The 12,871-nt window shown below is 42.7% G+C and carries 14 protein-coding genes; 11 read left to right on the top strand and 3 right to left on the bottom strand.

What is annotated here, in order from left to right; translation table 11 throughout:
- Positions 1–75: 75 nt before the first annotated feature.
- The gene (locus F7R19_RS15070; RefSeq protein ID WP_082932833.1) at positions 76–261 is read right to left on the bottom strand and encodes an H-NS family nucleoid-associated regulatory protein; all 186 of its coding nucleotides are present in this window, start codon (positions 259–261) and stop codon (positions 76–78) included.
- Between the two features lie 265 nt (positions 262–526).
- Here F7R19_RS15070 and F7R19_RS29755 point away from each other — a divergent pair, with 265 nt between their 5' ends.
- The 4 genes from F7R19_RS29755 to F7R19_RS15055 all read left to right on the top strand — a co-directional run bounded on the left by F7R19_RS29755 (position 527) and on the right by F7R19_RS15055 (position 2,357).
- Entirely contained in the window at positions 527–691 is a 165-nt protein-coding gene (locus F7R19_RS29755) for a hypothetical protein (RefSeq protein ID WP_156669022.1), read from the top strand.
- Positions 692–727: 36 nt separating this feature from the next.
- Positions 728–1,108, top strand: coding sequence for a hypothetical protein (locus F7R19_RS15065; protein ID WP_064804286.1), 381 nt, complete (start codon positions 728–730; stop codon positions 1,106–1,108).
- Between the two features lie 192 nt (positions 1,109–1,300).
- On the top strand, positions 1,301–1,522 hold the full coding sequence (locus F7R19_RS15060; RefSeq protein ID WP_150981130.1) for a hypothetical protein: 222 nt from the start codon (positions 1,301–1,303) through the stop codon (positions 1,520–1,522).
- On the top strand, positions 1,515–2,357 hold the full coding sequence (locus tag F7R19_RS15055; RefSeq protein ID WP_064804288.1) for a hypothetical protein: 843 nt from the start codon (positions 1,515–1,517) through the stop codon (positions 2,355–2,357). The genes F7R19_RS15060 and F7R19_RS15055 overlap by 8 nt, the downstream gene beginning before the upstream one ends.
- Before the next feature lie 48 nt (positions 2,358–2,405).
- Here the strand turns inward: F7R19_RS15055 and F7R19_RS15050 are convergent, their stop codons facing one another.
- Complete coding sequence (locus F7R19_RS15050; protein WP_064804291.1) at positions 2,406–3,032, bottom strand: hypothetical protein; 627 nt, start codon at positions 3,030–3,032, stop codon at positions 2,406–2,408.
- A complete protein-coding gene (locus F7R19_RS15045) occupies positions 3,025–3,603 on the bottom strand; it encodes a hypothetical protein (protein WP_064804294.1) in 579 nt (192 codons plus the stop codon). The genes F7R19_RS15050 and F7R19_RS15045 overlap by 8 nt, the downstream gene beginning before the upstream one ends.
- A 363-nt stretch (positions 3,604–3,966) precedes the next feature.
- On the opposite strand from F7R19_RS15045, the gene F7R19_RS15040 reads away from it, so the two are divergent.
- The 7 genes from F7R19_RS15040 (at position 3,967) to F7R19_RS15010 (ending at position 12,266) form a co-directional block, all read left to right on the top strand.
- Complete coding sequence (locus F7R19_RS15040) at positions 3,967–4,197, top strand: hypothetical protein (protein WP_064804296.1); 231 nt, start codon at positions 3,967–3,969, stop codon at positions 4,195–4,197.
- Positions 4,194–4,433: a hypothetical protein gene (locus tag F7R19_RS15035; protein ID WP_064804298.1), complete on the top strand. Its 240-nt coding sequence runs from the start codon at positions 4,194–4,196 to the stop codon at positions 4,431–4,433. Before F7R19_RS15040 ends, F7R19_RS15035 begins: the two co-directional genes overlap by 4 nt.
- 20 nt (positions 4,434–4,453) lie before the next feature.
- Positions 4,454–4,708 carry a hypothetical protein gene (locus tag F7R19_RS15030; RefSeq protein ID WP_141718669.1) on the top strand — a complete coding sequence of 85 codons (255 nt, stop codon included), beginning with the start codon at positions 4,454–4,456 and terminating at the stop codon, positions 4,706–4,708.
- A gap of 2 nt (positions 4,709–4,710) precedes the next feature.
- Positions 4,711–5,256 carry a hypothetical protein gene (locus F7R19_RS15025; protein ID WP_064804302.1) on the top strand — a complete coding sequence of 182 codons (546 nt, stop codon included), beginning with the start codon at positions 4,711–4,713 and terminating at the stop codon, positions 5,254–5,256.
- Positions 5,253–8,735, top strand: a complete 3,483-nt coding sequence (locus tag F7R19_RS15020; protein ID WP_064804304.1) for an AAA family ATPase — start codon at positions 5,253–5,255, stop codon at positions 8,733–8,735. The genes F7R19_RS15025 and F7R19_RS15020 overlap by 4 nt, the downstream gene beginning before the upstream one ends.
- Before the next feature lie 59 nt (positions 8,736–8,794).
- Entirely contained in the window at positions 8,795–9,007 is a 213-nt protein-coding gene (locus tag F7R19_RS15015; RefSeq protein ID WP_064804306.1) for a hypothetical protein, read from the top strand.
- 124 nt (positions 9,008–9,131) lie between these two features.
- Positions 9,132–12,266 (top strand): type IV secretion system DNA-binding domain-containing protein, encoded by a 3,135-nt coding sequence (locus F7R19_RS15010; RefSeq protein WP_150981129.1) that lies wholly within the window; start codon positions 9,132–9,134, stop codon positions 12,264–12,266.
- The last annotated feature ends 605 nt before the right edge of the window (positions 12,267–12,871 follow it).

Genomic DNA, 12,871 nt, shown 5'->3' with positions numbered 1-12,871 from the left:
GGGCTATTCAAAGAACGATTAACGATCAAACAACAAGTCACAAAATAAAAAAGCCCCCAACTTGGAGGCTTTCATTTACTTGCTCGCACGAGTTCTCTTTCTTCTTCCCGCCTTATCAAGCTCCTGAGTTGTAATTTCAAACTCAGCCATCTTTCCCAAGATGAGAGCTATCGCTTCTTCTCTCTCTTGTTGGCGTATCTCATCAATCTGAGCTTGAAGCTTTTCCCGTTGAGCGAGTAGTTCCTTGTAGCTTGTTGCCATAGCTTTTATTAGCACCGTTTAGGAAGGCACAGAATAGCACAAGTCGTCCACACATCTTCAAGAGAACATTCGTTCTTTGCGAGTCAAGCTCGCTGTCAGAGTCTTCCAGCCTACGGCACTTCCTTATCTAAGAAGATCAAAAACCTTTTATCGTTAAGTTTACCGTTTATCTTAAAGTTATATTTCATCTTGCCTTTATGTTGACAAACTCAATATAACCGTTAAATTGAATAATAAGGGAATTAAAACTATAAAGGAGACAAATATGGAAACATTCATTCAATGCATCTTGCTTGTGATAGCAATGATAGGGGTAGCAGTAGTTTGGGTTTTAGGTGGGCGAGCATTAAAGGAATTGCTTTGGGATGTCTTGGAGTTCATCATCAAGGTAATCGAGTTCTGCATCAACAAATTGCTTGGAAAAGAATAACAGCAATCAAAAATAACTAGAATAACGGAGAAAATCATGGTCTTAGTACAAGTACAAAACTTAAAAAACGAAGAATACAAGTCAGCACTCAATCAGATGATTGAAGCACTCATCCCCAGCGAAACACCAACAGCGAATAATTGGGAAGTCGGCTTCTTCAATGGGGTAGCAATCAAGTCAGACAAAGAATTCAATGCTTGGAATGAGAGGATGCATCAAGACTGGTTTGAGCTAACTGGCGAACAAGTTGATCTTCACAAGTTCATTTCAGAGTATGAATTAGAGGAAATGAAGAAATCTATCAATGATGTTCATGTCTATGTTGAGAAGATGTCCATCAAAACCCCAGGCATCAAGCTTGGCAAAACTTGGACAAGTGGCTCATTTCAGTTCAGCAAGAGAAAGGCAGCAGACTAAACAATCTCCCTAGTCTATAAAGGTCCTTTTCTCCCAAAAAAACTAACCGCCTTTACAGACTACAAAAGCTCCATTGCGGAGCTTTTTCTATTTATGGAGATAAATCTTTTAATATATCCGATAGATTAGATTGACAAAGCGATTTTTTTCTTTATAACTTGAAATATAACTTTGAACTATAAAGGAGATCGAATGGATGAAAAATCAATCATAGTTCGTGTGCCAAGTTCTTTCTTCAAGCACATGAAGAAGGTCAGTGCTAAGGAGAACACAAGCATACGAGAAATTACAGTGTCAGCTCTACTTAAAGAACTAAAAGCATTAAACCAGGAATACGCATCACCAGAAGACTTCAAATTCAGAAGATTCTGCAATATTCAAGATAAAACCAAAGGAGACAATAACGATGAGTAAGACAATGAGTAAAAAAACAGAGATAGCCCAAGCAATTGAGACAGATGACTTTGATTCCTTGTTGGGGATTCAACATGTTGCAGAGCCAGACAAAACAGCCTTCTTATTTCTAAGTGATGAAGGTAAAGCTGGTAAGTCAACAGCAGCTATCGCCTTCACAACCATCTTGAGAAAGCTTAACAAGACAGTTGATGCTTGGCAGTGTGACCCCGACCACATGAAGCTTTATTATGGCTTCGGAAAGAGAGATGCATCAGGAACACTTATCAGCAAAGAGGCACAAGTTCCTAGTGATTGCGGGTACTTAAATATTCGCACCGAGAGCTTCAAGTTAGTCAACTCTTTGAAGTCACCAGCAAAATACAAGATCTATGACTTGCCCGCAGCTTCAATTGATGAGCTTCCAGAAATCTTCGACAGTTCAGACAGCTTCTTACAAGCCTTTGTGAACAACAATACCAAGATTGTCTTTTGCGTTCCTTTTATCAACGGGATTGACTCTTTATTAGCAGTTCAGAAGTTGAAGAACCTATTTTGTGGGGTCAACAGCAATGCGGTCATTGAATTTGTCTTGCTTCTTAACTACTCAATGATGATTGATGAGAGCGAAACATTAGCGGGGTTAGACTCAGCAATCAAGGGCATGAAAGAAAAGGTCTATGCCGCACACATTAAAACAAAATTCACACCAGGATTTGAGAACATCATTGACTACACAGAAGATGGTCCAAATAGAGACTGGTTTAGTATTCTTGGAAGCCTTGATGAAACAAGCAAGATAACTATGGGAAAATTCCTAAAAGATTATGTAGATACCGTTAAGGCAGTTTATTGATCGAAACACCAACAAGAATCCCCCCAAATGGGGGTTTTCTTATTTCAATCAAAGTTCAAAGCCAACATTCTCCCGCTTGGAGCGAATCTCCCCAATCACTCTCTTGATAGTGCCACTTTCAATTATCTTGTTGAACTTCCAGAACTCAGTCTTGATATTGATATTGTTTTCAGCACATATCTGCATCACATAAGCCCAAATCTTCTCATCTTGCTCAGTCCAATCGTCACCACCACTATTTAGACGTTTGAGCTCTTCAGCCCATTTCCAATCTACTTCCACCATAGGGGTAGGGGAAGCCCCACCAGGCACAGCACGGGGCTGAGAAACACCTACAAGGCTAGTCGTATCTATGGGGCTAGTTATGGGCTTTGATGCTTGCTCAAGAGGGTTAGGAAGACCTGATGTCACATCCGCCTTTGTGCGCTTGCTACGGACACGGCGAACGGTGTCATAGAGCTTGTCGACAGTGAGATTGACGAAGCCAACCTTCATCAAAATCTCTTCAAGCACGAATTGGTACTTAGGCACCCCGTATTGCTGGCACAACGGAAAAATCTCTTGCTCCCAGAAGTCAAGTTCAAGCTCCACGGCATACCGAGGATTGATCAGCTCCATATCCTTGAATCGAGAGATCGATTGTTTACCAATCTCGTGAAGCTCATTCTTATTCATACTCACCACCTTCGGCTCTCATTTTCTTCTTGATATTAGAAATCATCTTTCTCAAATAATCTGGATTAACGTCATACCCCAAAGGAGCAAGTATTTCTTCACAAATAAACTTGTACCTTGGAATCTTGCGAGCAATCAATGCAGGATAAAGCTCGTTCTCTAAACCTGGCAAATATCTCTTCAATTCCTCACGAAGAGAAAGCTTGACCTTACTATCAGAAGAAGCAACCAACACGGACTCACTCAACTTGTCAATGTCCGAGTAATCAATATGCTTCTTGCGAGTTGCCTTCCTACCATCAAGTTTCTTGGTTTTTCTATCAAAACCAATTTCCTTTGCCACCACGGATAAGTTATATCCAATGGTCGAATGAGAGACTTCATATCCAGCCTTAAAAAGAATTTCTTTTATCTTATCGTAATAATCATCCTCTCTACACCATATTCTTAACTCAGTCTCCCAAAAGACAAGCTCTTCTCTAAAAATTTGCTTAAGAGACTTCTTCCCACTCACAGATTTTCTCTTAACTTCATCAATTGCCGACAAGCCTAATTCTCTTATATCACTCATTTAATTGTCTCCGTTTTGTAATAATAACAATTCTTTTATAAGCGACAATTAAATAAAGTCAAGTTTAGATTGCAGCGACATAAAACAAAAATAGCCCAAAAGCACACAAATTAAACCGAAACAAACCAGATATGCCCAGATTTAACCGAAAGAGACCAAAACCATATAAAGATGGTTGTTTTTTTCGGCGGTAAATCTTTTAAAGCACTCATTACATTAAAATGTGGTTCTCGCTAAAATCTCAATAAAATCCTACGGCAATAAGTTTCTTCACGGGAAAGAATAAAAAACCAATACCCGATATGTTTGACAAGCCAAAATTTTCCTTTATAACAAGAAAATAAAACCAAAAAAGGAAAATACATGAGCACAACAATAATACTATCTATCGCAGTCGCCTTCTTGTTCCTTGAAGTCTTTCTAATGAGACTCAAGATTAAGGAACTCCAACAAGTGATAACTTCAGTAGGAAAAGTTGGCTTGATGAATCTCTCATTGCTAACTTCCCAAGAAAAGATCACCGAGGAAGACAAGGCCAAGATCCAAGAGGCATTCAACCATCTACAAGAAGAACAAAACAAGGGGCAAGCATGAGCAGATTAGAGAAACCCTTTGAGGAATACACCCCACAAGAGCAAGTTCTTATCGTTGGACGAGAACTTAAACGCTCCTTTGAGTACAACCAGCAATTGCAAGATGAAATGAAGATCAACAATCTTGCCCTATGCTCACTCACAAACAAGATTGATGAGTATTCAAACTGGAACTATCGCTTATGGGCTCTAGTCTTCGCCATGTTTTTTGTTGGATTTTTAATAGGCAAGGTGTAAGTATGAGAAAAACAACAATCATGGAAAACAACCACGAGGAAGCCTATATCGACAACTGGATGAAGACACAACCAAAGATTGTCAAAGGCAAGCAAAAGGACGTGAAGAGAAGTTCTTTCTATCATGAGGCTATTGCCCTACATGCGAAGTACAGCCTTCAAGACCAGTTCGCGCAAGTCACTGATGCAGAATTTCAGAGACTTCATGACCTTATCAATAGACTCACTGAAGAGAACGAACACCTAAAATTTCAAATTATGGCAAAAGGAGAATGACAATGAAAACAGTACAGGATTTTATGAGCAAGAACTTGGGTGATCTTCAAACAACATTATTGCAAGATGAACTTGACCCCATCTACTTGAGCAATCAACAAAACGGGACTGTTGTTTCCGGCTACGCAAATGGCGAGCAATCCCTCTTCCTAAAAATTGGAGGCAAGGTTTTGCTCTCGGAAGAGCTTCAAGCAAAACACAGAAAGCAGCAGGAAGAGATCCGAGAAATCAAGGAAGAATGCAGCCAAGCCATCAACCAATTCATCGTTTATTTCAACAACGAAATGACGGGAACACCTTGGAATATTCAACGAAATTACTTCAAACAAAGTGGCAACAGAAGAAGCTTGCTACAGCTATCCATTCCCAATACTCAGCCCTATGCAGACCAGCTAGACAAGAATGGAAACACCGATCTTGCTACACCAGGCGAGCTCTTGGCACTGATGGCAATTCTTCAGCACTACCAAGATGAAATCTTCAGAGCAAAGCTTAGTGCCTCGTTGAATCAGAAAGTAGCCAAGACAGTGCGAGGACAGAAGATATGATGCTCATTGACTATATGACCATGAAGAACGGCGATTATCACGAGAAGCAGATCGCCTACAACATGGCCGCTATCTTGAATGAAATCAAGAAGCAATATCCAGAAGACCTAGAACCAGACCTTGATGATCCTAAGTATGCGGATATCGTCAAAGGCTCTCCATATGCTCCCAAGGTGATGGGAGGTTTGGCGAAAGATTTAGGGATACAAGACAGACTCATGACCCTTGATCTTTGGCGAGACTTGTCCCATGGCTACTGCCCCGCTGAATACCTTCCAGAAGACTCCCCATTCAAGAAGCAGATCAAGGACACACCACGAGGCAAGATGGTTGTTCTCAATCGCAATGCTTCCCCTATGGACGAGCTGGGCACCTACCACCCAGAGGAAGCCAAGAAACAGCGTGCTATTGGCACAGAATTCGTTTTTGGCATGGGTGGAAACTTCAGCAAGACATTGGCTCGCTTGGCTACCGAAGACCCTTCCTATATTGAGAAATTCAACGAGATAGCCAACCGAGTATTTAGCGAGAAGGTCATGCCACTTGCTCTTGAGTATGCAATGGTCAGAACTGGCAAGGATGGAGAATCCTTGAACTATGCTCGCTCAATCATGGCCGTCAACTACATGCACATAGAAAACCGTGGCTCAGAACAGAACGGAGTTGAGCCCTATATCCACTTTCACTTTGATGTATTGAATGTGGCAAGAGGTTTTGACGACAAATTGACCGCCTTGTATATGGGTGAAGTTGCCAAACACAAGGACACCTTGAATGCTTGCTTCCAGGCTGAAATCAAGGAAGAGCTTGAGAATAAGATGGGCTTTGTGTTTAAGCCAGTGATTCTTGATGACGAGAAAAACGACGACTTCATACCCGACGACGAGAAAAATATTTGCTCTTATGACCTACCTGATGATTGGGTTCCCAAAATGGTTCAAGACTTCTACAGCAAGAGAAGTGAGGAAATGGCAGCAGCCCAAAAGGGACAAGGTTTCATAGCAACTGAAATCGCACGTGTTACCAGCAGAGACGACAAATCAGAACTCTCTCCTTCCGAAATGTTAGCCAAGTGGAAAGCAGAAATGGATGGCATGGGCTGGACCTCTCAATCCATCAAGCAAAAGTTGGACTTCAACCAGGTGCGCCTTGGTTACTCAACGAGATCTGATGAGGCATTAACCAAGGGCTTTGTTCGTAAGTTCCAGAAAACCGAGATGGACAAGAATGGTCCTGTTGAATATGGAGCCGTTGAGAACGATCCAAGAGAACGAGACCAGCAACTTGTGAAGGGTTTTCTTCGCAAAATGAAAGAGCTTCACTTCACCGAAGGGCAATTCAAAGCCCATATGGTCAAGCAACTCATCAACGATATGGACAAGGACAAGGCTCAACGAGAAGCAGCCCGTATCTTTGAAGAGCAATGTGTCCACATGATCGATAAGACCAAAGTGGACTATTACAAAGACTTCCTTGCTGGAAAGATTACTGACCCGCACGAATACCGCCAAAAACAAATTCGCTATACCCGTGAAATGAGCTTCACAACCAAGGAGGTTTTAGCTCAAGAGCAATACATGCACGAGACAGCCAAAGCTAGATCTGGTGAAGTCCAATTCACTATCCCAGAACAAAAGGCAGCTCAGAGACTTCTTGCTTTTGAAAACCAGATGAGCCGTGAGCTTAACAAGCCCGTCAAATGCTCCAAAGGGCAGAGAGAAAGCTTCATGTCGATCATGACCAAGCCAGGCTCAGCACATTTCATTATGGGTGATCCAGGTACAGGAAAATCATTCGTTGCCCGTGCTATCAAAGAATCCTACGAAGCAGACGGCAAGAATGTTTTCGCAGTGGCACCAACCAACAAGGCAGTCAAAGGTTTAGCCAATGATGCTCGCTTCCAAGAAGGCTCTTATGGAAGTTTGGCGAAGGTGTTGAATGACCTCGACAAGGGCAAAGTGAAGTGGAACAAGGATACCGTAGTTATTGGGGACGAGATGGGCATGGCTTGCCTTGACGACTACCACCGCTTAATGAAGCACGTCAATGAATCTGGTGCAAAAATAATCAGTATCGGAGATGCCAAGCAGATTCAATCAGTAGCACATGGCGGAACATTTAGAGTCATGTCCAACGATTTTGTTTGCGAGCAGCTAACAGAAATCAACCGTCAAAATACCGCTCGCCACCGTGAAATGGTTCAAGACTTCGGATATGGCAGAGTCGGCAAAGGCATGAGAACCTTGTTTGATGAAGGCAGCATCATTATCTGCAAAACTGAGGAAGAGAAATTCCAGAAAATAGCCCAGGACTACATGGAAGATCCAAATGCTTTCATGAAGAAGGCCGCCTATGCTGGAACCAACGCAGATTGCGACAGAATCAACAGCATTATTCGTGACACTTTGAAAGAGCAAGGTCTTCTTTCAAGCGATCCCAAGGATGAGGTAAAGCTTCAAACCAAAGACGGCGAGAAGTCTTTTTGTGTTGGAGATCGTATTGTCTTCACCAAAGGTCAGCTCAGTGACGATGTGGAGCAAGAGAAGGTTGTCAACTCAGAGCTTGGAACCGTGACCGAGTTCAAAACCGTCTTCAACAGACTCACCAAGAAGCATCAAGTTAATGCAATCAAGGTATTGATCGACGGAGCGAATGGAGACGCACCTAAAGAGGTATGGTTGTCCACCAACAAAGAGCACAACGTCAATAATGGATATGCCACCACAATCCACAAAAACCAAGGCTCTACTTACGAAGCTACCGAATACGCACCAACTAATCTTGACAACATGCACTTGGCTTATGTTGGAGTTTCACGCCACAAGAGCGGCTTCAAGATGTATTTGAGTGACGAGCTTGCTAACAAATGGGCAGAAGAACTTGCCGACAAGGAACCCACCAAAAAGATGTTGAAGTGGGCTGAGGATGTAGCAGCCAAAAATGGAATCACTCTTGACGAGGAAATGAAAGGCTCTTTTGTTGATATTCGAAATTTCTTGAACCAGCATGTTCCTCAAATTAAAGGCAAAGAAACTGAGCCAAGACACAGAATGGACGACTTTGCTTCAATCATTGAAGCCATGTCCACTACTGCCTACAAGAAGAGTACCTTCGATTTTCAGATCATGGATGGTTTAGCAGTAGATAAATACTACGATGCTCTTAAACAGAGAAGTGAAGTTCAAAGCAATCCTGAAGCTCACAAGGTCGAGGTTCAAACCAAGGATGGCAAGGAATATTCTGGAAACGAGCCAGTGCTTATCAAGAAGGATGAGATTAAACAGACTGAGGCTAAAGCGGAGCCAACTATCAAGGATTCCAAGAAGCCAGCCAAGCAGAAAACCAAGGCTTCAAAGAAAAAATCAGAACCTACACAGCTTGCCAATAAACAGAAAGACAGTCTTCAGACCATCATGAAAGACCAGGCTAAAAAGACAGAAAAACGCAAGAAGAAGGAAAAAGATGACATCATCCGTTGACAAATCCATTTTCTTCCGTATAAAGAGTTGAAATATAACTTTGAACACGGAGAGGCAAAATGAGATTTTACAAAAAGGAAGAAATTGACGAGAGAGAGAAGGAATTCCAAGATAACTTATCACAGATGACTTGGAGATTTGACGAAGAGCCACTTGATGGAGCTGGGCTTGAAGGTTTCGGATGGAAGACATTCAAGCAAGGATTCACATTGAAGAATCTCTTCTTCAGAGCAAAGCAAAAGCTTGGCCTTGACAAACCTTTTAAAGTTTAATAATTGACGGTCTCCATATAAACAAGCCCCTTGCAAGGGGTTTTTGTTCATCTACAGCCTTGTAGACTTGAACAAATGAAATAATCTGCTAAGTGTATGTCTACAAAAACAAAAAAGGACACACATGAAGCAGAAGCCAGTTTTGAAGTTGCCAGGAACTTCTTATTTAATTGATGGGCCATATATCAATGTCGGCTCAGTAATCGCATTAGTCATCTTATCGTTTTTCTTTTTCATGTCGGCAGCACTTCTATTGAGCTGGCATGACATTCCACTGCTACCACTCCCAACAAACAACCGCGTACCGCTCTACCACCTTCTCATGTTCTACGAGATGTGGTTCGGCAAGCTTGTTCCATTTTTCCAAGGCGAGAACTACCAGCAGTACGGAGCATGGATTAGCTGGCTAGGCGACAGAGGCGAGCTTGGAAGGCTTGGGTGGAGATGGTTGTTCTCTTTCCTTGCGGGAACCATTGCGGCCGTCAAGATAGGTTTTGCAGCTTGGAAAGCCACTGAGGTTGAGATTCAGACCCGTGGCCGTGAGCTCGTTGAGGGAGAGGACGCTTATCCAACCTTCAAACGAGACCTAGCCAACCAGCTCAGACGAGAGGCAGATGACGGCATCGAGCCAGCCTTCATCATGGAAACAGACAACGGCTACAACCCCAATGACCCCGATCTGGACCAGCTCAAGCCCAATGAGAAGGTTTGTATGCCAGATGGTCAACGCAGACCTCACTTCCTTTTTGCAGCAGGCTCACGCCGAGGCAAGACGCAAGTTATCAAAAAGAGAACACACGAATTCAAACGAAGAATTCTTGCTGGGGAACTCATCAAGCTCTTCATAGTGGACACAGCCAAGGCAGATTACAGCCGAGACATACCCATTGAAATGATGCATATGATTGCTCCACATAATAAAAATGGAGTTGCCTGGTGGGTGGCAAAAGATTTTGAAAACAAGCTACATGCTGAGGAATTTTGGAAAGGCCAAATTCCCGACAGTGACAAAGACCCATTCTGGCCTAACACCGCTCGCTCAGTCGGTGTAGGTTCAACAGTAGCGCTTATCGACACATGCGGAACAGATTGGAGTTTCAATAATGTCGTTCACTACTTGAAGCTCACACCTGAAGAGCTTGAGCCCATCATCAGACGCCACTATCCCGAAGCACTTCAAATTATCCAAATGGGGGAAACAACTCTCTCAAACGTGCTGGGAACAATGGAGAGTTTCACAAAGCACTTGCTTCAATTAGCTGAAATCTGGGATGGCTATCAATACAAGCGAGACATCAATCAAATGTCCGTTCGCTTACTACAAGACCAATACGACGAAAATCAGATTCGCCTTGCTGAGCATCTAATTCCGATTTTCAAAGAGAAAAATAAAGATGGAGAACCACCAGTCATCGTTGAGAATGTCATTCCTCACCTTGTTTTTAGAGGGCTCATTCGCTCATTAAACAAGGACATTGGCAACGAGGAAGGCTTAAGATGGAAATGGGCGAATATGGTTGAAATTCTCAAGAAACCATACCGTGAAATCTTCGCCTTTGCTATTGAGTCATTGACCCCAGACGAGAGGACTCTATTTATCAATGATGCCATCAAGCTTCCCATCACTCAAGCAACCATGCGATTGCTTCAGCGAGGATTCAGCTTCAACACCGACGATGACATGATTGAATTTGTCGGCAAGCAGTTCTCAAAGCCAGAAGAGAAACAAGCAAACCTTGTATTCAGAGCTTTGATTAGAAAGCACAGACACGACGAAATCCCATTTGTCGGCATGGTCGAAACCTTGGAGCATTGGGAGGATGTGATTCTTGATGTGGTAGCAAACAATCTCAGTAGTCACGAGCTTGCTTCAATTACGAACACGAACGACCACCAAACCTTGATCACCAAGCTCGCACCAATTTTCACGTGGTACGACACATGGGACAAATTTGAGACTCAACCTAGATTCTCATTTAGAGATTGGATCTACGACGAGAACCCAGAGAAAAAGATATTTGTCTTGAAGACTTCTGGGCAATATTCAACATTAACCAATCCCCTTGTCCGAGGCATGTTGTTCTATGCCAAGGGTATCATTGACGATGACGCTTTCCTAGACGACAAGGATGCTGGTTTCGTTCGCCAGTTCTACATATTGATGGACGAATTCCAAGCATTAGGAAATATCAGCGACTTTATTTATCCGGCACTTGAGCGATTTGCATCCAAGGGTGTTTCTGTCATGCTTGCTGTACAAGCACTTTCCCAGCTCATCAAGATACAAGGATATGGGCAAGAGTTTGTGGATTTCTTACTAGGAAACACGGGCAATATTTTCTTTATCGGCTCCAATATGGGCAAGGATACTGAATTAATCAGCAATGCCGTTGGTAAGAAATGGTTCAAGAAGCTTCATGGCTCAGTCACATATCAAGAAAACGGCAAAAGTTTTTCCCAAAACTGGCAAGAACATGAGGGCATTGTCATCACTCCCGATGAGGTCAACAGCAAGCTTGGTCTTGATCAAAACGGTTATCCACAATTGACCTTCTCTCAGAAGATATGGAATTTCTTTGCCAAGCTACTTCCAGAACAATATGCAAAGGGCTTGATAACCTCACCCAAGAAGCTGCCCATTCGTTATTTGTACCTTGGAGCTAATATGCCCAAAGCTTACATACTTGAGACCCCTGTATGTAGCTACAAAACAGTAACGAACCCAGAACCCGCAGACTGGATAGACCGCAAGAAGAATCCCAAGCCAAACGACTTCAAGAAAGTGGCACACGATATCTTGGCGAACGGAGCCCTACACGATCTCGAGAAGGACAAGCAACCAATCAACCGCTGGGTATTGAACGAGCTACCCACCTCTCAGCAACCAGAACTCGACCAGGTTGTCGACGCTGGCACTTGGGAATCAGAAACACCAGAGGAAGCCTACCAAGTTCAGCACGAGCTCACGGAGGAAGAGAACCAACAGATGCTTGAGAGCTTGAAATTGAGGGACGAACGAGCACCTATCTACATCTTGAGCAAGGATGAAGAAGACGCCACGGGAGAAGTAGCCAAGGATGCGATTGTTGAGTCAGTGGTGGACAGTCATGCTCTATCAGCTATCAAGCACACCGCAGATATCTTGATAGGTAGCAGTGTCACCAAAACCAACGATAAAGAGAAGTTCAAGCAAGTTGTTGAGGAAAGAAGAAGAGAAATCCGTAGAGAGAAAGAAACACAAGGCTCTTCGCCTTTTTAAATAAGGAAATAGGGAAAAACAGCAATAAGCGATAGCAAAAAATCTAAAAGGTCAAGCCATATAAAATAAGCTCCATTTTTGGGGCTTTTTTATTGTCTTAGCCGTCCACATCTTCAAGAAAGCATTCGCTTTTTGCGTGTCAAGCACGCTTTTTCCGTATTTTCAACCCATAAATGGGCTAGTTTCACAAGTTCTTGCTTTTATCACTCAATCAAGATTAAATACTTGCCAATAAAGCCTCTTCCCGAGATTTTAGGTCAAAACTCTATTAAATTTCACCCGACCTTTTTCCGACCTTAAAAGCAAGGTCGGAAACCACGAAGAGCTTTAATTGACGGGCTTTTACAAGGACTTGATCCAGCCTTTCCGACCTACCACCTAAAAAACTAAATTCTGCATATAGGTACATCTATCTCTATATGAGGGATCTACATAGGGCTATATAGGCTATTTTTCCCTATAGGACTTTACTTTTAAACGGTAAGGTCGGAATTCTAAAAAATAATCCTTGAAGAGCTTTAATTGACGGGGCTTTCCAGCTACCCGACCTTAACAAAAAAGGTCGGAAAAAGGTCGGGTAAGGTCGGTTGAAAAAATCCCCATTT

It is taken from the genome of Cupriavidus pauculus, assembly GCF_008801835.1.
GTDB classification, from domain to species: Bacteria; Pseudomonadota; Gammaproteobacteria; order Burkholderiales; family Burkholderiaceae; genus Cupriavidus; species Cupriavidus pauculus.
This window is presented reverse-complemented; position numbering and strand designations above follow the sequence as displayed.